The 25,812-nt window shown below is 38.7% G+C and carries 20 protein-coding genes; 8 read left to right on the plus strand and 12 right to left on the minus strand.

Going from position 1 to position 25,812, the window contains the following annotated elements; genetic code table 11:
- Window position 1 precedes the first annotated feature (1 nt).
- Entirely contained in the window at window positions 2-361 is a 360-nt protein-coding gene (locus tag HME7025_RS08710; RefSeq protein WP_109323262.1) for a transmembrane 220 family protein, read from the plus strand.
- Between the two features lie 3 nt (window positions 362-364).
- Window positions 365-1,285, plus strand: a complete 921-nt coding sequence (locus tag HME7025_RS08715) for a sugar phosphate isomerase/epimerase family protein (RefSeq protein WP_109323263.1) — start codon at window positions 365-367, stop codon at window positions 1,283-1,285.
- A 120-nt stretch (window positions 1,286-1,405) separates the two neighbouring features.
- Here HME7025_RS08715 and HME7025_RS08720 read toward each other — a convergent pair whose 3' ends face one another.
- From HME7025_RS08720 to HME7025_RS08740, 5 genes are all read right to left on the minus strand, one after another.
- Window positions 1,406-2,143, minus strand: coding sequence for a LolA-like protein (locus HME7025_RS08720; protein ID WP_109323264.1), 738 nt, complete (start codon window positions 2,141-2,143; stop codon window positions 1,406-1,408).
- Window positions 2,144-2,228: 85 nt separating this feature from the next.
- Entirely contained in the window at window positions 2,229-3,449 is a 1,221-nt protein-coding gene (locus HME7025_RS08725; protein WP_109323265.1) for a TCR/Tet family MFS transporter, read from the minus strand.
- A gap of 19 nt (window positions 3,450-3,468) precedes the next feature.
- Window positions 3,469-4,371 (minus strand): sugar phosphate isomerase/epimerase family protein, encoded by a 903-nt coding sequence (locus HME7025_RS08730; RefSeq protein WP_109323266.1) that lies wholly within the window; start codon window positions 4,369-4,371, stop codon window positions 3,469-3,471.
- Window positions 4,372-4,411: 40 nt separating this feature from the next.
- Window positions 4,412-5,161: a PI-PLC domain-containing protein gene (locus HME7025_RS08735; RefSeq protein WP_109323267.1), complete on the minus strand. Its 750-nt coding sequence runs from the start codon at window positions 5,159-5,161 to the stop codon at window positions 4,412-4,414.
- Between the two features lies 1 nt (window position 5,162).
- A complete protein-coding gene (locus tag HME7025_RS08740; RefSeq protein WP_109323268.1) occupies window positions 5,163-9,023 on the minus strand; it encodes a pyruvate carboxylase in 3,861 nt (1,286 codons plus the stop codon).
- Between the two features lie 213 nt (window positions 9,024-9,236).
- On the opposite strand from HME7025_RS08740, the gene pdxA reads away from it, so the two are divergent.
- The 6 genes from pdxA (at window position 9,237) to HME7025_RS08770 (ending at window position 17,462) form a co-directional block, all read left to right on the plus strand.
- A complete protein-coding gene (gene pdxA / locus HME7025_RS08745; protein WP_109323269.1) occupies window positions 9,237-10,244 on the plus strand; it encodes a 4-hydroxythreonine-4-phosphate dehydrogenase PdxA in 1,008 nt (335 codons plus the stop codon).
- 1 nt (window position 10,245) lies between these two features.
- Complete coding sequence (locus HME7025_RS08750; RefSeq protein WP_109323270.1) at window positions 10,246-11,172, plus strand: NAD(P)-dependent oxidoreductase; 927 nt, start codon at window positions 10,246-10,248, stop codon at window positions 11,170-11,172.
- Window positions 11,169-13,610, plus strand: coding sequence for an endonuclease MutS2 (locus tag HME7025_RS08755; protein ID WP_109323271.1), 2,442 nt, complete (start codon window positions 11,169-11,171; stop codon window positions 13,608-13,610). The genes HME7025_RS08750 and HME7025_RS08755 overlap by 4 nt, the downstream gene beginning before the upstream one ends.
- Before the next feature lie 84 nt (window positions 13,611-13,694).
- Window positions 13,695-14,123 (plus strand): FKBP-type peptidyl-prolyl cis-trans isomerase, encoded by a 429-nt coding sequence (locus HME7025_RS08760; protein ID WP_109323272.1) that lies wholly within the window; start codon window positions 13,695-13,697, stop codon window positions 14,121-14,123.
- 8 nt (window positions 14,124-14,131) lie between these two features.
- Complete coding sequence (locus tag HME7025_RS08765; RefSeq protein WP_109323273.1) at window positions 14,132-16,567, plus strand: YfhO family protein; 2,436 nt, start codon at window positions 14,132-14,134, stop codon at window positions 16,565-16,567.
- Window positions 16,568-16,571: 4 nt separating this feature from the next.
- Window positions 16,572-17,462, plus strand: coding sequence for a YicC/YloC family endoribonuclease (locus tag HME7025_RS08770; protein ID WP_109323274.1), 891 nt, complete (start codon window positions 16,572-16,574; stop codon window positions 17,460-17,462).
- A 73-nt stretch (window positions 17,463-17,535) separates the two neighbouring features.
- Here the strand turns inward: HME7025_RS08770 and HME7025_RS08775 are convergent, their stop codons facing one another.
- From HME7025_RS08775 to HME7025_RS08805, 7 genes are all read right to left on the minus strand, one after another.
- On the minus strand, window positions 17,536-17,925 hold the full coding sequence (locus HME7025_RS08775) for a DUF6941 family protein (protein ID WP_109323275.1): 390 nt from the start codon (window positions 17,923-17,925) through the stop codon (window positions 17,536-17,538).
- 10 nt (window positions 17,926-17,935) lie between these two features.
- Window positions 17,936-18,802 (minus strand): EamA/RhaT family transporter, encoded by an 867-nt coding sequence (locus HME7025_RS08780; protein WP_154401953.1) that lies wholly within the window; start codon window positions 18,800-18,802, stop codon window positions 17,936-17,938.
- A 4-nt stretch (window positions 18,803-18,806) separates the two neighbouring features.
- The gene (gene hemH / locus HME7025_RS08785) at window positions 18,807-19,817 is read right to left on the minus strand and encodes a ferrochelatase (protein ID WP_109323277.1); all 1,011 of its coding nucleotides are present in this window, start codon (window positions 19,815-19,817) and stop codon (window positions 18,807-18,809) included.
- Between the two features lie 36 nt (window positions 19,818-19,853).
- The gene (locus HME7025_RS08790; protein WP_109323278.1) at window positions 19,854-21,008 is read right to left on the minus strand and encodes a DUF4249 domain-containing protein; all 1,155 of its coding nucleotides are present in this window, start codon (window positions 21,006-21,008) and stop codon (window positions 19,854-19,856) included.
- Between the two features lie 2 nt (window positions 21,009-21,010).
- Complete coding sequence (locus HME7025_RS08795; protein WP_109323279.1) at window positions 21,011-23,422, minus strand: TonB-dependent receptor; 2,412 nt, start codon at window positions 23,420-23,422, stop codon at window positions 21,011-21,013.
- Window positions 23,423-23,483: 61 nt separating this feature from the next.
- Window positions 23,484-24,572: a complex I subunit 1/NuoH family protein gene (locus HME7025_RS08800; RefSeq protein WP_109323280.1), complete on the minus strand. Its 1,089-nt coding sequence runs from the start codon at window positions 24,570-24,572 to the stop codon at window positions 23,484-23,486.
- A 3-nt stretch (window positions 24,573-24,575) separates the two neighbouring features.
- The gene (locus tag HME7025_RS08805; protein WP_109323281.1) at window positions 24,576-25,739 is read right to left on the minus strand and encodes a trans-sulfuration enzyme family protein; all 1,164 of its coding nucleotides are present in this window, start codon (window positions 25,737-25,739) and stop codon (window positions 24,576-24,578) included.
- Between the last annotated feature and the right edge of the window lie 73 nt (window positions 25,740-25,812).

The raw sequence follows: 25,812 nt of genomic DNA on the forward strand, positions 1-25,812 counted from the left end.
AATGAACAAAGCATTTCTTATTTCTGGAAGCTTATTTACCCTTATTTTTATCTTATTTGCCTATTGGCAATTAAATGACCCAGATCCAATCTTATGGGTACCTGTTTACTTAATTCCTACATACACGGCATTTAGAGCCATTTCTGGTAAAGTTAATTCTGAATTAATGATCATATTATTCATTCTTTCAGGAGTTGCTGGCTTACAAACTTGGGTAGAAATGACAGCCTGGGAAGGTTTCATTACGGATGGATTAAGTATGAAAACCATGAATCAAGAATTAGCTCGTGAAGCAGTTGGCCTTTGGATTACTTCACTATCTTTTGTGACATTTTATTTACTTGATAAAAAATACAATTAATACATGCTTGACTTAGGATTTGTTTCTGCTATTCTACCGAATAAAACATTATGGGAAGTATTGGATTTTGCTCATGCTCAACAATTTGCCTGTGTGGAAATCATGTGCTGGCCTTCCAGCAATGCCGATACTCGTCGATATGCGGGTGTTAGTCATATTGCTGTAGATAGTCTATCATCAGATGAATTATTAGCTTTAAAAGCTCAATTAGCTCTACATCCCGTTAAGATTTCCGCTTTAGGGTATTATCCTAATCCTATGGATCCTAATGAAGAACAGGCATTATTCTATCGGGAACATATTAAGAAAATTATTCATGCAGCTGCAATATTAGGAATTGGAACAGTTAATACCTTCGTTGGTCGAGATTATACTAAAAACGTAGCTTATAATATCGGCAAATTCACTGAGGTGTGGCCTGAGATAGTTGCTTTGGCCGATTCATTGAATATCAAAATAGGTATAGAAAATTGTCCCATGTTTTTTACGGACGACGAGTGGCCGGGTGGTAAAAATTTGATGACTACACCTAAAATTTGGGATCAACTATTTAGTATCATTCCATCTAAAAACTTTGGGTTAAATTATGATCCTTCGCATATGGTATTCCAAATGATGGATTACACCTACCCTATCTACCATTATGCAGAAAAACTACACCACGTGCATTTAAAAGATGTAAAAGTATATACTGAAAAACTGAACCGAGTAGGGATTTTAGCGAATCCGCTGGAATATCATTCCCCTAAAATTCCAGGATTGGGGGATATTCATTGGGGCAAATTCATCTCAGCATTAAATGATGTAAGGTATCGCGGACCGATCGTGATTGAAGTGGAGGATAAAGCTTATGAAGGTTCTGATGAGGATATTGAAAAGGCCATTTTGAGTGCTAGAAATCACATTAAGCAATATTTACCTTAATAGAGCACATGTCGAGGATTTAAATCCTCGGACATAGATCAAAGATGTTTCGATTTCAAAAAAACAAACAGCCGAGGATTTAAATCCTCGGCTGTTTCATGTTAAATCTTAAACCTAAATCTATTTTTTCACTGGCTTCACAAATATTGCAGCATCTAAAGCTGGATTAATTTCAATAGACGTCGTATCTACCTGCATGGTTCCTCCGCCCATTGGACTTGCTGTTTCCATAGAAAAAGGAAAATACAAACCATCAATAGCCTTATAATTAGAAAATTTCAATTCGGTATCTACAACTTGGCCACCTAGATTCACTTTAGTGGCAAACTTCAAGATCAAATAGGTACTTGCCGAAACATAAGCAGTCCCTACATCCCCATCTTTTTTAGTAATTTGAACTACATAAACATCAGCGCCATCGAGCTTCTCTTTATTAACTAAATCGATTTTATTTCCTTCTAATTTAGCATTCAATAATACTGAACCTACAGCTTCTTGATTTTTACTCACTTTAATCATCTCTTTAGGCATATCCTCAGGTTCACCAGATCCACCCATCATTTGTGGACGAATCCACCAACCATTTTCTCCTTCTATTACCTGAACCATTTTATTCCCCATCACTTCAATTTCCGAACGAAAAGCCTTTCCAACCAGAATTGATGATTTTGACTGAATTTCCATTCCTTGAACCGTAAACTTGGTGCTTTGAACTACGGATTTAACTTTACTCCACTTATCAGCACCTCCCATTGCTTCTTGGTGCTTAGCAAAAATTTCATCAACAGTTTGAGCAGAAACAATAAACGAACTGATGCTCATGGCAAGAATTGCCCATAAATAAACGATTTTTCTCATGATTAGGGTTTTTATTTGAACCCGAAATTATAGGATAAATGCTTGATACAAAAATCACTCATCCCTTGAATGCACCTATTATCAATTAAATCCTCTTTCTAGAGGTTATAGAAGACAAAACGATGGCTAAACCGATAAACACAAGAATTCCAGCTATAAAAAATGCAGCTCCTGGAAATTGAATGGGTGCAGCAGAAGAAGTAAAATAGGCAAACATATTTGATGCTACTAAAGGGCCTAAAATGGTCGTGATGGATTGTAAACTCGTTAAACCACCTTGTAATTCCCCTTGTGCATCGGGGCCCACCTGTTGGGTTATCATACTTTGTAATGCAGGCCCTGCAATTCCTCCTAACCCAAAAGGAACCATAAACAGATACATCATCCAAGATTTAGTCGCATAGGCAAATAAGAAAAAACCTAAGCCATACATCATCAATCCGTACAATATAGCTCGTTTATCTCCCAATTTTGGCATAATAAAACGCGACAATCCTCCTTGTACGATGGCGACTATAGCTCCGACAAATGCTAAAGAATAGCCCACTTCGGTTGGTGTCCAAGAAAATACTTTCATGGTAAAATATGACCAAGTACTTGGATGTGCCTGTCCAGCCAATTGTAAACAGAAATATCCTCCAACTAATCCAGTGATTAATGGATATCGAGTGAATATTTTTAATGACCCAAGCGGATTAGCCCGCTTGATATCAAACTTCCTACGGTTTTCTTGAGCTAAGGACTCAGGTAAAACAAAATAACCATACATGGCATTTAGCAAAGTCAAAATAGCAGATGCATAGAATGGTACGGTAACTCCATAGCTTCCCAGAAAACCTCCTACCGCCGGGCCAATGATAAAACCTATTCCAAATGCCGCTCCTACCATACCAAAATTCTTGGCACGGTCCTCTGGTTTAGAAATATCAGCTATGTAAGCTTGAGCAGTAGTAAAACTTGCTCCTGTAATTCCTGAAAATATACGAGCCAAAAACAACCACATCAAACTGGGTGCTAAGGCCGAAATTAAATAGTTGACACTAAATCCAAGCAAGGAAATTAAAATGATTGGTCTACGCCCAAATTGATCCGACAAACCACCTAAAACTGGAGAAAATAAGAATTGCATAATCGCATAAGATGCCATCATCCAACCTGAATACTGAGATGCAGAACTCAAATCACCTCCAGTAAAACTAGAAATCAAGGTAGGCATGATCGGTACGATGAGACCTATACCTAATACATCAATAACCAGTGTAATAAAAATGAATAATATACTTGCTGAACCTTTTTGACGAGCCATTTTATGCTAGTTGATGCACTTATACAAACTTGTAATTTATTGTATCACGTAAAAAATCTCGACTGATTGTTCCACATTGTAAAGGGCTTTTTGCTTTATCAGGTACTCCATCCAATTCCACAATGGCCCATCCTTTGAATTTAATTTTTCTAATATTATTGAAAATACCTTTCATATCCACATTACCTTGTCCTAGTTCGACAAACTTGTACGAAGTGGGATTTGATTCTTGCCCTTTGATAGGACTCTCCACATCCTTGATATGAAATGCATGAATGATATTCTTGTACTTCAAAACAGCATCTGCTGGCTTGCCTCCTCCTTGATGGTAGTGTGCCACATCAAGTAACAAACGTAGATAAGCAGGATTCATGCTCTTAACCAAGATATCTACTTCTTCTGGGGTTTCACCAAACTGATTCATGTGATTATGGTAGGTAGCTTGTACTCCCACTTCTTTGGTCTTTCTACCAATTTCATTCATCACTTCTGCCAATTTCACCAAATCTTCTTGACTAGGTGTTTCTCCCTTTTTTCTCAAACTATTTGTTAACTGAATAGAATCTCCACCTAAAGCTTTGACAAACTTTGCATGGTTTACATGTTGCTCGATCGAAGCAGGAACTTTAGCTGGATCAATCTCTACATTTCCACTGGAAAACATGACTAATTGAAGTTTAGAGGCATCCAACAATGCCTTTAATTCCTGTGGATTGTCTTTGTATTTAGTGTAAGAATTCGCTCTTAATTGAATTCCCTTGAATCCTAAAGAGGCAATATCTAAAATAGCTTGTTCATCTTTTCCTCCCCAAGTAATGGCTGAATACCCCATTTTAAAGGATGAATCTGCTACTGATGCAGGAAAGGAAGCCATGATGGCCAATAAAGAACTTTGCTGGAGAAACTCCCGACGCTTAATCATAGTTGTAGGTTTATGTGGTAAAGGTAAGGTTTTGTCTAATCTACTTAACGGCTAATCGCAAGAAATCAGCTAATTCACTTAAATGATCTGTTCCGATATAATCAACCCCTAAATCATATAAAGTTTGGTAACCTAGTAAACTATCTGGCGTAGCCCATAACCTCAATTTTCTTCCTTGAGCATGCACTCGGTCTACATAAGCTTTTAATTTTTCTTTCAATTCAGGGCTGATGGGACCTTGGCCACTCCATGCTCCAAATTTATACAAGGATTCACTCTCTAAAACCACTCGATTTCCTAATCCAGCAGGATATGTTTCAGTAGACCGGCCATCAAATGTGATCCAAGTTGGATACAATACATAATTTTTAATAGCAGGTCGATTTCCTGAAATGACGATCCTCAAGCCTCTTTTGATAAATAAATCTTTGTGAGGCTCTAAAGCTTTTATCAAAACGGGCAATGTAGAATCTGCACTCGTTTTAAAATCAATTAAAAACTGATGAAAATTCCCTTGTTTATTTTCGGTCAAAACCTTCACAATAGGGTCAATATACAAAGTCTTTAATGTCCTATCAGCTTTGACATCTTTCACATCATGGGCTACTAATAATTCACCCTTGATGGAATAAACATCTGCCTCAATAGACCCGAAGCCTAGATTAAATGCTTCATAAAATGGCTTCGTATGCTCATAATCATTGTGAGCATGTGCCTTTAATAAAGCCTGCTGAGCCATCAAATTACTTGCAAAAAAACAAAGTAATATGCCTAATAAAACGTTTTTCATCCTATTTCTTTAAATAATCTCCAGAAACAATTTGAGTGTCAGCTTGTGTTGGTCTATTGTATAAATAAGCATAGCTCTCAACTTCCTGTCCATTCAATTGAACCTGTACTTTCGTTCTAACAAATAAACTTTTATCAGGCTTATCGGCATCAAACTCTTCATATTCATCCAATACACTCAATAATTTAATGGTATTTGATAAAAGATACAATTCTCCTACAACTTGATCTTTTGAATCTTCCGATGCAATGATTCCAGGATATTCTGCCACTTGATACATACGCCCTTGGTAAGTTGCCATACCAATATAGTCAGAATTACGCGCTAGTAATCGATGTAAGTCATTGCCACAATCTCGACGAAGCGTACCATAGACAAATAGATATTCTTCTACATTGGGCTCAGGAAGCTTAGCCTCCTCCAAGGTTAATACTAAATCTTCTTGTTCTACTACCGTTCCTTCATGTAAAACTACATTGCCAATGATTCCTTCGAAAGGAGCAGAAACGATGGATTCCATCTTCATGGCTTCAATCACATACAAAGGAGCATTTTTCTTAACTTCTTCTCCAGGTTTTACCAAAATACGACTTAGCCGTCCTTGCAATGGTGCACCAATATCACCTTTTTGAGAAGCCTTCACATGTTGTGGGCGTTCTACTTTGATATTCTTATCTAAAACCTTGATTCGACGAGCCTGACCATTCAATTCAAACGTTACATTACGTAAACCTGATTCATCTGGTTCTGACATATGCAAGAATTTAACGATAATCGTTTTTCCTGGCTCAATCGTAATCATAATTTCTTCATCCTGCTTTAAGCCATAGAAGAAAGCTGGTGTCGGCATGGCTGTCAAATCACCAAAAATTTGGTGATTTTTGTAGAAGTCTTCGTACACCTTAGGGTACATCTTGTACGACAAGTAGTCATAGAATCCTCCTTCGTTATCTGGGAATTTTGCTTGAAAAGCAGCAAAATCTTTATCGAAATCAATCGGTGCTAAATGGTCATTAGGTCTCCCATCCATCGGAATCTCTCCTTTCAAGATGATTTCTTGCAATTGTTTTGGGAATCCTTGATATGGCTGCCCTAGTCCACCTTTGAAGAAATCCTTCACCGACTCTGGGAAAGAAAGCGTTGCACCTTTGGCATACACATCTTCTGCCGTTAAAGAATTGGCCGTCATAAAAATAGCCATATCTCCCACTACTTTAGACGAAGGGGTTACCTTAACAATATCACCAAATAATTTATTCGCTTCTGAATAATTATCCTTCAATAACTCAAACTTATCTCCCACTCCCAAAGCAACCGCCTGACCACGAAGGTTGGTATATTGACCTCCAGGAATTTCATTATCGTATACCTCAGCAGTACCGGCCTTCAATTCAGATTCAAAAGGTGTGTACCAAGTTCTCACGGCCTCCCAATAGTTGGAATACTGATTCATTTCTTCCAAATCCAACAAGTCTTGATTTGCTTGACCTTGCATCATCGCAACCAAGGAATTTAAATTTGGTTGAGAAGTTAAACCCGACATGGCTGCCAATGCACCATCTACTACGTCAACTCCTGCTTCAATCGCCTTTAAATAAGTTGCTGATTGAATCGATGCCGTATCATGTGTATGCAAGTGAATAGGAATATCCACTGCCTTTTTTAATTCTTTAACCAATAACTCAGCCTGGAATGGTCTCAATAAACCAGCCATGTCTTTAATGGCCAACATGTGTGCTCCTTCATCTTCTAGTTGACGAGCCAAATCCAAGTAATATTGTAAATTATACTTCTCATTCGAGAATACATCTCCTGTATAACAAATGGCTGCTTCAGCGATACCCGGCGTTCTTTCACGCACAGCACGAATAGAGACTTTCATAGCCTCAACCCAGTTCAATGAGTCAAAAATACGGAAGACATCAATACCTGCTTCAGATGATTTCTCTACAAACTTCTCAATCAAATTATCTGGATAAGCTGAATATCCTACGGCATTGGATCCACGGAACAACATTTGAAGCAACATATTCGGCATAGCCTGACGGAACTCTTGCAAACGCTTCCAAGGAGATTCTTGTAGGAATCGCATGGCTACGTCAAATGTAGCTCCTCCCCAAACTTCCATAGAAAACAATTCTGGGAAAGATTTGGCAAATCCAGATGCTACAGCCAACATATCTTGTGTTCTTACCCGAGTCGCCAATAATGACTGATGGCCATCTCGGAAAGTTGTATCAGTAAACAAAACCTGTTTTGTTTCACGAATATGCTTAGCAAACTTCTCAGGTCCTAATTCCATCAACAATTGCTTGTTGCCTTTAGGGAAATCAGACAAAGGGTCTGAATAAGGAATAATTGGAGGTCTAAAACTGTTGCTAGGTTTAACCTTGACATCAGGGTTACCATTGACGATCACTTCTCCTAAGTAGCGTAAAGCTTTTGTAGAACGGTCTCTGGTTGGGGTAAACTTAAATAATTCAGGATGGGTATCAATGAATTGTACTGTACACTGACCATTCTGAAAGATGGGATGGGAAATTACATTTCTTAGGAAAGGAATATTGGTTTTTACCCCACGAATTCGAAACTCAGTTAATGCACGATTTAAACGCTCGGCTGCACCCAATAAGGTACGACCTTTGGCAGAAACCTTCACCAACATAGAATCAAAATAAGGTGAAATTTTCACCCCTGGATAAGATGACCCTTCATCCAAACGAATGCCAAAACCAGCTGCATTTCGGTAGGCAATAATGGTACCAAAATCAGGCTTAAATCCATTGGTTGGATCCTCCGTTGTAATTCGACATTGGATAGCAAATCCTCTTAATGGAATGTCTTCCTGAGACAGGATATAGATACCTGGATCAGACAATTTATAATTTTGGGCAATTAAAATTTGGGTACGTACAATATCAATTCCCGTAACTTCTTCTGTAATGGTGTGTTCTACCTGAACTCGTGGGTTAACTTCAATGAAATAGATATTCTCATCTCGGTCTACTAAAAACTCAACGGTTCCTGCATTGTAGTAGTTTACAGCTTTACCTATGGATAAAGCATATTGATATAACTTCTTTTTAGTTTCATCTTTAAGACCAAAAGACGGAGCTATTTCAACCACTTTTTGGAATCGACGCTGAACAGAACAATCTCTTTCATATAAGTGCACCAAATTTCCATGTTGGTCACCTAATAACTGTACTTCTATATGTTTAGGCTGATCAATGAATTTCTCAATAAAGATTGTTTCATCACCAAAAGCATTCTTGGCTTCATTTCGTGCCTCATTATAAGCTTTTTCTAAATCCTCTTCTAAACGAACCACCCGCATACCACGTCCACCCCCACCAGCAGCTGCTTTCACCATAACGGGAAAACCTATACGTTTTGCTTCAGATAAGGCTAAGGAATAGACAGACAAATCCCCTTTTGAATCTTGAATCATGGGAACGTTGGCCTTCATAGCTGCTACTTTGGCTGCTACCTTATCTCCTAAAGCATTCATTGCTTCTGGAGAAGGGCCTACAAAGACAATACCTTCTTCTCTACATCTGCGAGCCAAATTGACATTCTCTGATAAAAAACCATATCCAGGGTGAATGGCATCAATGTTTTTGCTTTTACACAAAGCAATCAAACCTTCATAATCTAAGTAAGGTTTTAATGGCTCATCGTCTTTACCTATTTGGTAGGCTTCATCCGCTTTATAGCGGTGTAATGAATACCTATCTTCAAAGGTATAAACGGCGACGGTACGAATCCCCAACTCGGAGGCAGCACGCATGATACGAATAGCGATTTCACCACGATTGGCGATAAGGAGACTTGATATTTTTCTTACGTATGACTTTGGCATTATCTTCAATTATTGCATTCTAACAAAAATGCTAAAATAATTGGCATTTTTGCATTTATTGCCCCGTTTTATTTGCTGAATATTAAAAATTTACAATAATTGTAGGGTTCGTTACCAATTTAACCATAGATTATATTCTCAAATTGGGTCCACAAAAAAAATCAAGCCCTCTTCCCTCGAAATTTCTTAACTTGCAGGCTGAATTTTTGAAGCATGAACACAAATAAACCTTTGATAGGAATAAGCCTAGGTGATTACAATGGCATCGGTCCAGAGATTATTTTAAAAGCATTGGGTAGCCCAAGAATTTTAAAGTGGTGTACTCCTGTAATCTATGGTTCCAAAAAGGTCATGGATTTCTACCGTCAAAAATTAGAACTGAAAGATTGGTCCATCAAAATTGTGGACAACCTCAATCAGGTTCAAGAAGGTCAGAGTTATTTAGTGAAAGCATGGGACGATAAAGACACCGTTGTGGAACCCGGAAAAGTAACTCAAGAAGCAGGAAAAGCGGCTTTTGATTGCTTAGAAATGGCCATCAAAGATTTAGATCGCGGTTTGATATCGGCATTGGTGACTGCACCAATCAATAAACACAACATCCAATCAGAGGCATTCTCCTTTCCTGGACATACCGAATATTTAACAGAACGATTTGATGCTAAGTCATCTTTGATGATGATGGTAAGTGAGAACCTTCGCATGGGTGTTGCTACAGGACATTTACCCTTGCAAGAAGTAAGTAATGCCCTCAATGCTCAATTGCTTAAAGATAAAATAAGCTTATTTTTAAAGAGTTTGAAAGAAGATTTCTCCATCGATAAACCCAAATTAGCTGTTTTAGGATTAAACCCGCATGCAGGTGAATCAGGCTTATTAGGAAAAGAGGAATTGGAAATCATTCAACCTGTCATCGACGAATTTAGAAATAAAGGAAATCTAGTGTTTGGTCCGTATCCAGCTGATGGATTTTTTGGCAAAGCACAATTCAAAGAATTTGATGGCGTTTTAGGTATGTATCATGATCAAGGATTGATTCCATTCAAATACATTGCTTTTGATACAGGTGTGAATTTTACTGCTGGGCTACCCATCATTAGAACATCTCCAGATCATGGAACAGCTTATGATATTGCTGGGAAAAATGAGGCAGATCCAAGTTCCTTCATGCATGCCCTCTTTTTGGCAATGGATTTAGTAAAAAATAGAATGCAGGCATAACATGCGCGCTCAAGTCCTAATCATTGATGAAGTACATGAATCCATGGCCCAAGGCTTGGAGGCATTGGATTTTATAGTCGTGAATGGAAGCACATGGACAAAAGATGAAATCCTTCATCAAATTGGTGTGTTTGAAGGATTAGTAGTCAGAAGTAAACTTAAAATAGATGCCCATTTTCTTCAGCAAGCTAGTGCTCTTCGATTTATAGCTAGAGCTGGTGCAGGATTGGATTTAATTGATTTACAAGAGGCCAGCAGTAGAAATATCGAAGTTTTTGCCGCAAACGAAGGCAATAAAGAAGCCGTTGCCGAACATGTCATTGGGCAATTATTGAGTTTAGCACATCATTTACATAAATCCGATAGAGAAGTCCGACAAGGTATTTGGGATAGAGAAGGAAATAGAGGTTGGGAAATTTCGGGAAAAACAATCGGTATCATTGGTTATGGACATATGGGTCAATCAGTAGCTAGTCGCTTAAGCTGTTTTGGATCTACTATATTAGCCTACGACAAATACCAGCCTGTTAGTCGGTACAGTGCTGAAATGCAGGATATTTTTGATCAAGCAGACATAGTATCATTACATATTCCATTGACCGAAGAGACAAATGGCATGGTCAATGACCAATGGCTTTCTCAATTTAAAAAGCCCATTGTGTTCATAAATAGTTCTCGAGGTGCAATTAGTCCATTACCAGCCTTATTATTAGGATTAGAAAAGGGGCAAATTCAGGGATTAATCCTAGATGTGTTGCCTAATGAAAAAATCCATACTTGGTCAGAAGAAGAAAAAGCTCTGTTTAACAAAATCAGTTCTTTTCCTGCTACCTTATTCAGTCCACACGTTGCTGGATGGACCAACGAAAGTTACCGAAAAATCAATGAGGTACTCCTTGCCAAAATAAAAGCCTATTATACCGCATGAATTACCCAGAAGGATTAGCTGACAAAATAGGCTTTAGCCATGTTCAGGCAGACATCAAAGCGGCATGTCTCAGTCAGATGGGAGTAGAATTCGCGGAGAAAATGCGTTTTTCTAACCGATTCCCGCTTGTTAAACAATGGGTCAATCAAGTGCATGAAATGAAGCAATTGATGGCGGAGCGTGGAGGAGAATGGCCTCAAGTAGATTATTATGATTTACGACCTTGGTTAGCCCCTTTAACTTTAGAAGGCAATTACCTATCTGCTGATCAATGGAGAGACTGGCAAAGAGGGCTAGAAGTTCTCTATCAGTGTATCCGTTTCTTTCATTTATTGGATGCTGAAACATATCCAGAATTACATCAATTAACTCGCCAATATTCTCAAAAAATTGCGGAAAAATCCGATCAGGATTACATGCAATTATTACCTGTATTACAAGAATTAGGTAGAGTATTTGATGCCAATGGACAAATTAAAGAAAATGCATCCTCGGAATTAGGAGAAATTCGTAGGAAAAAAAATACGGAAGAGCAGGGCTTACGAAAGAAATTAGATAGCCTATTGAATCAGGCTCAACAACAAGGCTGGATTTCCAAAGACTTTTCTTTGACCTTGCGTAATGGTCGCATGGTGATTCCTTTAGCCGCTGAACATAAGCGTAAGATTAAAGGATTTGTCCAAGATGAATCCGATACCGGCAAAACTGTCTTTTTAGAACCTGCCGATGCATTAACGGCCAATAATGAAATTAAATCATTGGAATCCGCAGAGAAAAGAGAAATCATCCAGATACTTTCTCGCTTGTCGGACCGAGTTAGGCCGATGGTTCCTATGTTGGCGCAATGGTTACAATGGTTAGGCTTAATTGATTTTATACGTGCCAAAGCCGTGTGGGCTCAAGAGCATCAGGCTATTCTTCCCCATTTACAAGATAAACCTAGTTTGGATTGGCGAAATGCTCGTCATCCTCTATTGGAAAAATCATTGGAAAAAATTGGTAAAAAAATCAAGCCTTTGTCGATTCATCTAGACGAAAAGAAACGACTCATGGTTGTCTCTGGGCCTAATGCTGGAGGAAAGTCTGTTACACTGAGTACCGTAGGACTTTTGCAATATTTATACCAATCGGGTTGTTTGATTCCTATAGAAGAGGGATCAAGTATGGGTTTCTTTCAGCAGATTTTTCTCGACATGGGGGATGAGCAGAATTTAGAAAATGAATTAAGTACCTATAGTTCTCACTTGAGTAATATGCGTTACTTTCTTCAACATGCCAATGCTAAAACCTTGGTATTAGTGGATGAATTTGGAACAGGTACTGAACCCTCTTTAGGAGGAGCCATTGCTGAAGCTATTCTGGAAAAATTGGCCGATAAAGGTTGTTATGGTGCTATCAATACGCACTTTGGTAATCTAAAAAGTTTAGCCGATCGCAAGGAAGGATTGTTCAATGCTGCCATGCGCTATGACACCGCACATTTGGAACCCATGTTTATCTTAGATATGGGGAAACCAGGAAGCTCATTTGCTTTTGAAATTGCTCAAAAAATTGGCCTCCCCCATGGAATCATTGAAAATGCCCGAAAAAAATTGGGTAAAAAGCAGGTTGATTTTGATAAACTATTATTAGAAACAGAAACGGAAAAACAGATTTGGCAAAGTAAAAATAATAGCCTTAGTCTTCAAAATGAACAAGTAGACGCCATCAAGCAACAGTATGAGCAGTTGAAAAATCATTTGCAAGATGAGCAAAAAAACATCATTAATAAGGCCAAATCCGAAGCCAAGCAATTGGTCAAAGAAGCCAATCAACGGATTGAGCAAACCATTCGAGAGATTAAAGAAAAGGCGGCAGGAAAAGAAGAAACAAAACAACTTCGAGAGAAGCTAGATACTTTTGCTCAAAAAGCACTTATTGAGGTCCCTGTCAAGCCGAAACCCATTAGCAATCCGACCCTAAAATCCATCAGTGGCCCAATAACAGTTGGTGATTGGGTAGCCATACAAGATGGAGGCAGCGAACCAACTGTTGGTCAAGTATTGGAAATCAAAGGCAAAGATGCTTTACTGGCATTAGGGTCTATTAGCTCTACCATTAAATTAAAGCGTTTACAAAAAGTACAAGCTCCCAAATCGGAGAAAATCAAAACCGCTCCTTTAAAAGGCATTGACATCAATGACCGAATGGCACAATTTAGCTTAACATTAGATTTACGTGGCAAAAGAGGCGAAGAAGTTTGGGTTGCATTGGATCAATACATCAATGATGTGCTCCTATTAGGTGCTCCAGAAGTAAGAGTTTTGCATGGAAAAGGAGATGGTATTTTAAGGAGTTTAGTCAGGGAACAATTAAAACGTTATGCTCAGATTAAGCAAGTGCAAGATGAGCATGCCGACCGAGGTGGTGCAGGTATCAGTGTCATTACCATGAAATAGCCGAAAAACTTCCATACTTTCATGCCTCGATTAATAAAAAAATACTGACCTTTGTCTCTGATTTTTTACACTTAACAATACATTATGTCTATTGCAAAAACTGGCGACCAAGTTGCCGTTCATTACACAGGAAAACATACCGATGGCAGTATCTTTGATTCGTCCGTAGGAAGCAACCCATTAGAATTTCAACTAGGTTCAGGCATGGTTATCAAAGGTTTTGATGATGGTGTGACTGGCATGGCCATTGGAGAGAAAAAAACCATTACGATTCCAGCTGCTGAAGCGTATGGGGAACATTCTCCAGAAAACACGTTGACTATTGAAAGAAACCAAATTCCAGCTCACATTCCAGTAGAATTAGGTGTTACCTTAAACATGCACCAAGATGGTGGACATGTCATTGAAGTAACAGTTACTGACTTGACAGATACTCACGTTACTTTAGATGCCAATCACCCAATGGCTGGAAAAGATTTAACGTTTGAATTAGAATTAGTTGCGATTAAATAAGCCCCAACATGAAAATTGATTTTCGCTCCTTTTTGCCTCATGGATTAGTTATTCTAGGCTTTGTTGTCATTGCATTTATTTATTGCGGCCCTGTATTAGAAGGGAAGGTATTAATTCAGCATGACATTCAGCAGGCGCAAGCTGCGGCAAGGGAAAGTGTTCAATTTAAAAATGAAACGGGACAAGATGCCTGGTGGACCAATTCCATGTTTAGTGGGATGCCCTCTTACCAGATTTCAGGCTCTTATCCGAACAGTATCTCCAGCTACCTAGGTAGCTGGATTACCAATATTCTACCTAACCCTGTCAATCTAATTTTCTTACAATTACTGGGCATGTACCTGTTTCTATGGGCCATGGGCATCTCTCCTATTTTAGGGTTTGCTGGTTCGGTTGCCTATGCCTTTGCCACCTACAACATGGTTATCATTCCAGCTGGACATACCTCTAAAGTGTTAGCCTTGGCTTATGCACCTATGGTTTTAGCGGGTTTACGACTGTGCTGGGGACAAAGGAAATGGTTGGGTTTGGCTATTTTCACCTTAGGAATGGCTCTTGAATTATATGCCAACCACATTCAAATTACTTATTATTTATTTTTCATCATTGGTGCTATCAAGCTTTACTTACTGAGTGAAGCCATTAAAACGGGCCAGTTTAAACGTTGGCTAATCAATGGTTTATGGATGGCTTTAGGTTTAGTGTTAGCCTTAGGAACGCACACCATGCGTCTCTGGAATAATTATGAGTATAGTAAAGAAACTACCCGTGGGCCATCCGAACTAAAAGCTAATTCAGCCAGAGGAAGTGGATTAGATAAAGGATATGCTTTTGATTGGTCTTATGGAATTGCTGAAACAGGCACCTTATTAATCCCAAACTTCATGGGAGGTGCTTCTCAAGGTAATTTAGGAGGGACCAAATCCAATACCTTCAAAACCATGACCGATGCGGGAATTCCAGAAGAGCAATCGCTGGGCTTTGTAGAAAAAGGGTTTACATATTGGGGAGACCAAAGTTATACAGCAGGACCAGCCTATGCTGGTGCAGTCGTTATCTTCTTGTTTTTATTTGCTGCACTGTATGTCAAAAGCAAAGAAAAATGGTGGATTATCTTCATTACAGTATTATTTATCACCTTTTCATGGGGTAAAAACTTTGGGTTTAATGGTTTCCTGTTCGACTACTTCCCTCTATTCAACAAGTTCCGTGCAATCACCATGGTTTTGTCATTTGTACAATTTGGATTAGTGGCCTTAGCTATGTTGGGACTGATTCAATTATCGAAAGAAAAACCGAACTTTCAACAAATCAAGCAGCCCTTATTCATCTCATTGGGCTTAACAGCAGGTTTATGCCTGATTTTAGCCATCTTACCAGATTTGTTTCTTTCCTTCAAAGGGCCTCAAGATGGTATGCAATTAATTCAGGATGCCAACTTAAATACAGCCATATGGAATAGCATCCGTCTAGACCGGATTGCCTTATTTACATCCGATGCTTGGAGAAGTTTCTTCTTCATCTTGTTCGCTGCTGCTTTGGTTTTTGTAAGCACACTAGAAAAAGTTAAAAAGAGTATTTGGGTCTTTGGCATGGTGCTTTTGTTGGTATTGGACGTGGCACCAGTTGCCAAACGTTATTTTGGAAAAGAATTTTTTGTTTCTAAAAGTACACTGGAAGAAAACATAGAACCTAGTCCAGCAGATCAACAAATTTTAGCCGATAAAAGTCAATTCCGCGTATTGAATTCTACCGTGTCATTCATGAGTGATGCTACCACTAGCTATTACCATCATTCGATAGGTGGATATCATGGGGCGAAGCTTCGTCGATACCAAGAATTGATTGAGAAGTATTTCGCAGGAAGTCCTGCTCAAATGACCGTGTTGAATATGTTAAATACCAAATATGTGATTGGTATGGATTCAACTAACCGACCGATTGCTCAAACTAATCCAACGGCATTAGGAAATGCATGGGTCGTGTCTCAAATCAAATGGGCTAATAACGCCGATGAGGCCTTGAATGCGATTGAGAAAATTAACCCGGCACAAGAAGTGGTATTAGAAAACCAAGATAAAAAATGGCTGGGAAATTTTCAGCCGCTTCCTACTTCGGGCCAAGTTACTTTAAGTCAATATGCACCCAATAAATTGACCTACCAAAGTCAGTTAAGTGCATCAGGACTAGTCGTTTTCTCCGAAATTTATTACCGCGGAAATCAAGATTGGAAGGCTTATATTGATGGCAAAGAAATGCCACATGTAAGAGCTAATTATGTATTACGCGCCTTGGTTGTTCCGGCAGGTAAACATCAAATTGAATTTAAGTTCGCACCTAATTCTGTAGAAACGGGAGGTAAAATAGATGGATTAGCTTCCATTGGGTTGATTATATTCTTAGGATTGTCCTTGGGATTAGAGTATAGAAAAAAGAAAGTATAAGTATATGATTTATTCGATGACCGGTTTTGGGAAGGCCCAAAAAGAAATACAAGATCTTCAAATCAAAGTAGAGGTCAAGAGTTTGAATTCCAAGTTCACCGATTTATTTTGTCGCTTACCTAAATCCCTTTCTGCGAGAGAAATTGAAGTAAGAAATTACCTCACTCAGCAATTAGAACGAGGTAAAATAGAATTGTCATTGACCATGCAAAAGGCCACGGAAACGGTATCTCCAAGCTTGTTGCCTGAAAAACAAATTGAGGAACTATTCAGTGAATTAAAGCGAGTAGCAAAGCAAGTTGGGGTAGAATCAGTTAATGAAACAGCCCTGTATTTGCATGCCTTATCCATGCCAAATACCATTCAGGCTGAGCAAACCCAAGAAACGGAAGAAGAAGTAGAGGCCCTTTGGCAATCCATTTTTGAAATCATTCAAGAAGCAACACAAGAATGTAAAGCCTTTCGTTTGCGTGAAGGAAATGTGGTGGAAGAGAAGTTCAAGGAATACATAGCATCCATTAAAAGTGGATTGGATGCCGTAAAAGAGCAAGATTTGATTCGTATGCCAAACATTCGTGAGCGTATGAAAAAGTCCTTATTAGACCTAGGGTTGAATGAAGATTTTGATCAAAACCGTTTCGAGCAAGAAGTGGTTTATTACATCGAGAAATTCGACATATCGGAAGAAAAAGTTCGATTAGCGACTCACCTAGAGTATTTCCTAGAAGTATTGAAAGAAGGGAACGGTAAAAAATTAAACTTCATGGCTCAAGAAATTGGCCGTGAAATCAATACTATTGGTTCCAAAGCCAATGATTCAAATATCCAACGTCTGGTAGTCAACATGAAAGACGAATTGGAAAAAATCAAGGAGCAAACAGCGAATGTGCTTTAAATAGTTTTTAGTGATTAGTTATTAGTGTTTAGTAATTGAAGAATCTAATCCCTAATAACTAAACACTAATAATCTACCTCCCCACTGTCAAGCTCAGACCAGTTCTGAATTCCCCATCAAAGTAAAATTCAAAGGCATATTTACCTGGCATGTCCAATTTGGAATGAACTAAATTCCAAATGATATTCAAGGTAGTATGATCTGCATGTGGGTTTTTCTCTATGGTAAACTCTCCTTTGAAAGGTTCATGAAAGTTATCTCCAAGAGGATTTAGCGCATCTATTTGGAAATAATGCAATCCTGCTTCCGAATTTGCTATGCGAATGCGGGCAACAATCGCGCACGAAGGATGAATGGCTGGAAATTCTTTCGCTGTGATATTATCAAAGGTCCCATTAATGACCAATTTGCCTTGTCCATAATCGGCCGCATAATCCGCCAATGTGAAAATTTCTACTTCCATATATATTTCTTTAAAGCAATAATAGAACAATGGCAATACAGCCTAAACTAATTCCAATACTCTGTCGACCGCTTATTTTCTCTTTGAAAAACACATAAGCAACTGCCGTAGAACCTACAATGACTCCTATATTAAAAATTGGGAGTACAATAGCTCCATTGTTTCCAAAGTAATCCAAGGTTTTCAACAAAAAGTAAAAAGAGAAGAAATTGGGCAATCCTAGTGGCAGCGCAGCAAGCATGGAAGCTTTGTTCCACGTAAACTTCCCAAGCATCGTTCCACGAATTAATTCCAATACAGAGGCACCAACAGCCCCAGCTACAATCATCAGCATAAAGGGGATTGTTCCACCCGCTTCTGTAGCTACTTCTGCATTCAAAAAATTAAAGGCCGTGTTTGTAATGCCATAACCGACAAATACCAACAATAAAGCAGTCAAAGATTTATTCTGCCCCTTCCCTTCCATCTTAGGGCTACAAAAATAGATGGCTCCAAAAGCCAAAAGTAAACCTACTATGATTTGCCAAGTCCAAGTTACTCCTCCACGATTCCAAATTAACAAATTGAACAAGACGGGAATAACTAAAGAGATATTATTGGCCAAAGAGGTTGTAGCCATACCGTTTTTCTGCGTTGAAAAACCAGTTAATAAGAATGTTACAACAAAACCCAATCCCAAAGCCACCATTCCCAAGGAATAAGGCATGTCTGGCCAATGGAAAGGTAATGCATTGGGTTGAACTGCCCATCCAGTTAAAAAACAAATAGGATAATTTAATAGAATAGTCAAACTGGTATCTACACCAAATTTGGCATGCATCCGAAAGTTGACCAATAATATTATGGCAAAGAAAACACTTAAAATAAAGTATATCATGGCATTATGATTGATGCACCAAATCCTTCAAGAAACTTACCCATTCAGGAGAATTATTCAAACTCTCGACCAATTGCCAATGCTCCCCTCCTGCTTCTTCAAACAATTCTTTGTATTCTTCTCCTACTTCAATGGTTGTTTCCAAACAATCGGCCACAAAGGCTGGAGAAAAGGCTAATATTTTCTTTTTGCCCTCTTTCACTAAACTTTTGATGGTTTCATCTGTGTAAGGTTGAAGCCATGGATCTCTTCCTAATCGACTTTGAAAGGCCGTACCAAATGTACCTTCTTTCAAACCCATTTCTTTGGCTATCAAACGAGTAGTTTCAAAACATTGAGCACGGTAACATCCATGATTTTTCTCGGTGATTTGCTCACAACATGAGCCAAATGCACAGGTGTTTTTTGTGATATCTCCATTTCGAATATGACGTTCAGGAATTCCATGATATGAAAATAAATAATAATCAAACTCATGTTCTGCTTGGTATTTCTTTGCTTTTTCAGCGAAATACGAAGCAAATCCTGGTTTTTGATAGAAATAACTCACCAAGGAAATGTTGGGCATTACTTGCCATGAACTCATTAACTCCATCACACGCTCATACACAGAGCCGGTTGTGGCCGAAGCATACTGAGGGAATAGTGGAATAATAATCAATTTATCCAATTGCATCTTTTCCATTTCCTTCAATACCGAAGCCAAATTAGGATTTTGATAACGCATGGCTAATTTCACCACATATTCATTCCCTAAGCTCTTCTGTAATTCATCACGTACATCCTCCCCATAAAATTTTAACGGAGAGCCGCGTTCTTCCCAAAGTTGCTGGTATATTTTGGCTGATTTAGGGGCACGAAATGGTGCTATGATACCATTAACCAACATGAACCTAAATGGATATGGGATATCAATTACCCGGCCATCCATTAAAAATTCCCTTAAATAACGACGTACTGAAGCAGTATCCGGAGCATCCGGAGTACCTAAATTAACCAATAAAACTCCTACCATTTTGTCCTAATTTGCCGCAAAGATGATGCAAAATTCTTATAAAGTCCACCCTTCTGGCGTAATCTTTGTTCTTGATGGCCCTTCAAAACATGGAACACGATCCTGACATCCTGGAGAAGCCCCCGGACAGAAAAACATTTCACCTGGAACTTGAGGAATAAAAGCCTTTTCTCCAGGAGGAATTCCCTTCGTACGATCTATATAAAAGATTTTCTTACTTACAGAGAATACATTGAATATGCCTAATATTTTTTCACTTGGATTCGTGGTCGATTTCACATTGACAGAAAATCTAGTTTCAGCCGGAACATCAAATAATGAACCACTCGATTGAACTTGAGCAATTAAACTTTGATAAAACAAAAAGGCACTTTTTGAAATACCTCTCTGCTCTAAACGAAAGTAATAAGGCGTGTAATTATCAAAAGGTGCACGAGCCACCTGACGACCCACGATACGTTGCCCGTTGGTTAACACATCAGAAAAAACATTCAAATCATTATTGGTTGAGATATCCCAGCATTTACCATCACATGAATAATTCAAAATCTGATCGGTGGCAACCGCTGGAGTAATACAAGTATTTTGTTTAAAATTCCATGTAGCTCCACCAGTACAAGTAGCACAAATGGTGATAGGTTCATAGTGCTTCCAATTCCACATGTAATAATCGCCTTCCTTAGGGCTATCTTTGAAATCAAGGTAAACCGTATAACCCGTTCTTCGAACATCTCCTTTCGAATACTGATCCAATACTTCAAATTGGGTCACAATATTTTCAATCTCAGGGACTGAATTCATTTCTTCTTGACTACTTTGATATTGTCTTCCATCCAATGTTTTAATAAACAATTGATAGGTTGAACCTACTTTACCTGCAAAACCAGTAGGAGGCAAATAGGTTCCTGTTGTGCCACCAGTGACTTCCTTAAAAGTCGTTTTAGTGCCGGCTTGGTCCACAATGTACACATCAGCTTTGGTCACAGGGAGCGATAAAACGGACATGATACGGTTAGCAGAACTAGTCAAACGTATCTTACACATACTTGGGTCGTTGACAATGTCTGCCTCAATGGTCATGTAAGAAGTGGAGTCTATTTGTACAAAATCTTTAATAGGATTAATACAAGCCCAGGTCATGAATACCATGGTAAAACTCAAGAAAATATAGCTAATTAACTTATTAGGCATTTCTATAAAAATTTAAAATTATAGGTCAAGGATATAAATGGTGCAGCAAATACACTTAGCTCATAGGCCTGTAATGCTTGCTTATTCGATTTAAAGAATACCGAATAAGGGTTTTGTCTTCCATATAAATTATACACGGTAAAAACCCAACTTCCTTCCCATCTCTTTTTTACCATAGATGGGTTACTGATGGTCCAAGAGAAATCCAAACGGTGGTAATCTCGTATGCGGTCATTATTCCTTGATGCAAATACAGGGTATCTTTTACCGCCAATTTCATAACTCCCAGATGGAGATGAGAATGGACGACCCGTATTGTACGCAAAAGTAAATGAGAAACTATGGTGAGTAGTCGGTTGAATATTCAACATCATATTGAAGGTATGAGGTTTGTCATAATTCGTGGCAAACCAATCTCCCCCATTAATCGCTTGAACCTCGGGAAAATCTCCAACCATTTGATTGAAAGCGCGTGCATAGGTATAACTCACCCAACCTGAAACTTCCCCTTTTTTCTTTTGAACCATTAATTCTACTCCATATGCCTTACTCTTTCCAGTAATCAATTGAGTTTCTATCGTTGGGTTCAATTGTAAATTGGCACCAGAAACAAAATCAAGCGTATTTCTTACATCTCGGTAATAAGTTTCCAATGAAGCTTCGTACACGTTCTCATGATACGTTTTGAAGAATCCTAAAGAATAAAAATCTGATTGCTGCGGCTTGATGAATGAATCAGCTGTTTTCCAACGAGAAGTAGGTAATGGTGTCGTATTGTTAGAAAGCAATTGAAAGAATTGCTGCATGCGATTATACCCAAATTTCATGGTCGTGTTTTCTGCCAAAGAATACTTCATCGTTAATCGGGGCTCTAATCCGCCATAAGAAGCCATTACTTCTCCGTCTCCGTATACTTTTTTCCCAATGATGCTACTTGCCGAAGGCATCCGACTTGGGTCATATTGGTTAACAACACCGGCACCTAAGCGCCAATATTGCACATAACGTAAACCAGCTTGAACAGTAAACTTAGGACTTACCGTCCATTCATCATCGGCATAAACAGCTGCCTCAATGGATTGTTCATCAGGTAATACCACTCGAGCAACCCGAGAAACCACCCCGTCATTCAATGATCCTGGCTTCACATAATATCGTGTAGCCATGGCCCCAAAATTCATTTTATGACTATCTCTTGGTTGTAAGTCAAAGCTCACATGTACATTTTTATAATCAATGGAACTTTGCAAATCAATCGTATTGACCGTATCAGGTGAATACGTTTTCGTTTTGTATAAAGTGCTCGTAGCACTTAACATCATATTCAGCTTATCTGAAAAATAATGATTCCAATGAATAGCCAAGTTGTTGTGTCCATAATCAAACGAAGTACGCTTTGCCACCACGTTTTCAATACTAAATAAGGAATCAACTCGATAAAAATCCTGACTCAAATAATTAGAAAAGGAGATCGTATTCTTATTATTGGGACGATAGAAAACCTTCGTTGCCACATCCATAAAATTGGCCCTAATATTTTTTAATTCCGTAGGAGCAAACCATTTGAACATAAAATCATTGACAGATAATCGGCCAGCAATCAATATCGATAATTTCTCTTTAATGATAGGAATCTCCGCCATAACGCGGTTCGACACTAATCCGATTCCTCCTTGCATTTTGAATTTTTCCGTGTTGGGTTCAATCATTTTGATATCCAATACAGCAGCCGTTCTACCTCCGAATCGAGATGGAACTCCACCTTTATATAATTCTAAATCACGAATAGCATCAGAGGCAAATACGGAGAACAAACCAAACATGTGGGTTGGATTGAAAATGGGCGTATTATCAATGAAAATCAAATTCTGATCCACATTAGAACCACGAATATTTAAACCATTGGCACCTTCTCCCACCGAAGAAACGCCGGGAAGCGTTTGCAAACTTCTAATGACATCAACCTCCCCCATCATGGTAGGAAGCTTCTTGATACCTTTTAAACTTAGAACAGTAACTCCTAAAGAAGGAGTTTGGATATCACGCTTCGTAGCAGCACTGGATACAATGACCTCTTCCAATTGCTTGGTCACATCATTCAGCTGAGCATTGAGTGTGGTATTGGCTTTGATATAGACTTTAGTCCTGTAAGGATTATATCCTACGTGACCGATTTTCACGACATATTCCCCATAAGGCAAATAAATACGATACATACCTAAGGAATCAGTGGATGTACCAGATTTCTTGAAATCTACCGAAATATCCGCACCTCGGAGTGGTTCCCCTGTTTGAGCATCGATAACTTTTCCTTCTAAATAGGGTAAAGTAGTAGTCGTTGATTGTGAATAGCTTTTATGAAAAATGACTAGGCAACATAAGACATAAAAGACTCTAGTAAAGAGTTTTATCATATAACTGGTTTGAGGTTATAAAACCAATGATACGTATAATACTTGAGAAGTAGAAATGAAATTACATGAACATCGACCAAATCGAAGATATTGCGACGAAAACCAAAGCGGCTGGAGTGAGGACTTTCCAACATAAATACATCAGCTGATCTACCCTTAATCTAGGTAAAGTCCAGCGTACCCACATTTGAATGGCAATCAGAACATAGGTCTTTAACATTATCCAAACAAAACCTAAAACGGTTGCCCATATCGTTCCTGGAGTTCCATTGGTCCAATCTGCCAAACGTAAACTTCCTATGTTTGGAAAAGGAGAATACCATGCACCCCAAAAAAGTATTACTCCTAAAACACTCACGAGGAGCATCATTCCATATTCAGACAAAAACAATAATGCCCAACGCATACCAGCATATTCCGTATGAAAACCTCCTACTAATTCAGATTCTGCTTCAGGTATATCAAATGGCGCGCGATTAGCCTCTGCTAAACTGGTGATGAAAAACAAAATGAACAGAAAAAAGAAGAAGGGCACTCGTACTACATTCCAAGTCAAAATCCCACCTACATGCGTCACATCCCATTGTAAAAATGATAAACCGAATAAGAAGTTGGTCTGTTGACTAAATATCCCTTGTTGTAAGGCTATCTCTTGTAAATTCAAACTGGAGGAAATCAATACGACACACAGAATACTCAAACCCATGGGAATCTCATAGGAAACCAATTGTGCCGCTGAACGAATCGCCCCAAGAAGTGAATACTTGTTATTGGAAGTCCATCCTGCCAGTAATATCCCTAAGGAATCTAAAGAAACGATGCCCATTAATAACATGACTCCCATTTCGGTTTGGCTGCCTTGCAAGAAACTACCTGAACTTAAGGGAATTACTGAAAATGAGCCAAATACAGCCAAAAAAATGATCCAAGGAGCAAATAAGAACAATTGCTTTTGAGCGGATGCAGGTACAATGTCTTCCTTTTGAAATAATTTCAATAAATCAGCAAAAACCTGAAGTAAGCCCCATTTACCTACTTCCATAGGCCCCAAACGGTCCTGCATAAAAGCAGATAATTTACGTTCCACGTAAACACCCACCACCACATTGATAGTCAGTAATACCAAACATACCACTAGGGCTATCCACATGTACTAGAGCTGATTTAGAGCGTTTAAGAAATCTTCTTTTAAATCCTCAATCGCTTCCAAACCTACGGCTACACGGACAAGTCCGTCTGTAATTCCTACGGCAGCACGATCCTCTGCGGATAATTTCGAATGCGTAGTTGATGCAGGGTGAGTTAAAATGGTACGCGTATCTCCCAAATTAGGCGAAATAGAAACTATTTGAAGCAATTGACTCAATTTTTGTACTTTCTCAAATCCCCCTTTGATATCTAAGGTTAAAATACCTCCCCCATATTTCATTTGCTTTTTAGCCAATTCATATTGCGGATGACTCTTCAAGAAAGGGTATTTCACCGCTTGAACAGCTGGATGGCCTTGTAAAGCCTCAGCCAATGCCAAGGCATTTTCTGCATGCTTTTGCATACGCAAATCCAATAATTCCAAACTCTTGGATAATATCCAAGCATTGAATGGAGATAAAGATGGGCCTGTGTGACGAGCAAAAAAACGTATTTCAGCAATGTATTCAGCTTTTCCACAAACTACACCTCCTAGCACACGTCCTTGACCATCAATGTATTTAGTTGCAGAATGTAGTACTAAATCTGCCCCTAAATCCAGAGGAGTTTGTAAGATTGGTGTAGCAAAACAGTTGTCTACCGCTAAAACAATATCCTTCCCCTTTTTCAAAGCCGCTAATTCTGCAATATCAATTAAATCCAAGCCTGGATTAGAAGGGCTTTCACAGAAAAAGAATTTGGTATTGTCTTTGATAGCAGCTTCCCAAGCTTTGATGTCGTGACCATCCACAAAAGTGCATTCTATGCCCCATTTAGCGGTAATTTTAGTCAAAATTTGAATCGCTGAACCAAATAATGCATTGGATGCTATGACATGATCTCCTTGCTTTAATAAACCAGCTAATGAAGAAAAAATAGCCGCCATACCCGTTGAAAATGCCAAACCAGCTTCTGCATTTTCCAACATACACATCTTCTCTACAAACTCATCTACGTTGGGATTTTGGTATCTAGAATAGATATTTCCTGGAATCTCTTCGGCAAAAATAGCTCTACCTTGCTCTGAATCTTCAAAGGTAAAACTTGAAGTAAGATACAATGGCACCGAGTGCTCCCGGTTATGAGAACGCTTGGCTTGAATTCGGATGGCTTGAGTTTGTTTCTTCATGTAGGCGATATTTAATCTACAAATTTAATGGAATAGCCCGAAAATCAAATTTAATATTTCTTCCAAAAGGATT

It is taken from the genome of Aquirufa nivalisilvae, from assembly GCF_003143535.1.
Classification (GTDB): Bacteria; Bacteroidota; Bacteroidia; order Cytophagales; family Spirosomataceae; genus Aquirufa; species Aquirufa nivalisilvae.